We start from the raw sequence: 738 nt of genomic DNA, 5'->3' as shown, positions 1-738 counted from the left end.
TCGCCGAGGTCAGCGCGGTGGATGATCTCGGTCGCGCCTTTCGCACCCATCACCGCGATCTCGGCGGTGGGCCACGCATAGTTGAAATCGCCCCCCAGGTGCTTCGATGCCATCACAACATAAGCACCACCATAGGCCTTACGGGTGATAACCGTCACTTTCGGCACGGTCGCTTCACCGTATGCATAAAGCAACTTGGCACCATGCTTGATCACACCGCTATATTCCTGCTGCGTCCCAGGCAAGAAGCCGGGCACGTCCACCAGCGTCAGAATCGGGATCTCGAAACAGTCGCAGAAGCGCACGAAACGCGCCGCCTTGCGTGAGCTGTCGATATCCAGACACCCAGCCAGAACCATGGGCTGGTTCGCCACAACACCCACAGTCTGTCCTTCCAGACGGATGAAGCCAGTGACGATGTTCTTGGCGAAGTCTTCCTGAATCTCGTAGAAATCGCCTTCATCCGCAATCTTCGTGATCAGTTCCTTCATGTCGTACGGTGTGTTTGGATTGTCCGGTACCAATGTATCCAATGAGGTTTCGACACGGTTGGGATCGTCAAAGAAAGGCCGCACCGGAGGTTTTTCCTGGTTGTTGAGCGGCAGGAAGTCGACCAGTCGGCGCACCTCGGCCAAAGCTTCGACATCGTTTTCAAAAGCGCCATCCGCGACCGAAGACTTTTTGGTATGCGTAGAAGCTCCACCCAGTTCCTCAGCTGTAACGACCTCATTCGTCACG

The 738-nt window shown here is 55.8% G+C and carries 1 protein-coding gene; it reads right to left on the bottom strand.

Features of this window, described 5'->3' with window-relative positions:
• Positions 1 to 738 (bottom strand): acyl-CoA carboxylase subunit beta (locus ACR0E6_RS22195; RefSeq protein WP_480587439.1); only part of this gene is annotated, 738 nt, incomplete at both ends.

It is taken from the genome of Ruegeria sp. AP12 (assembly GCF_056540025.1).
The sequence above is the reverse complement of the archived record's forward strand: the minus strand, read 5'-3'. Positions and strand labels throughout refer to the sequence as shown.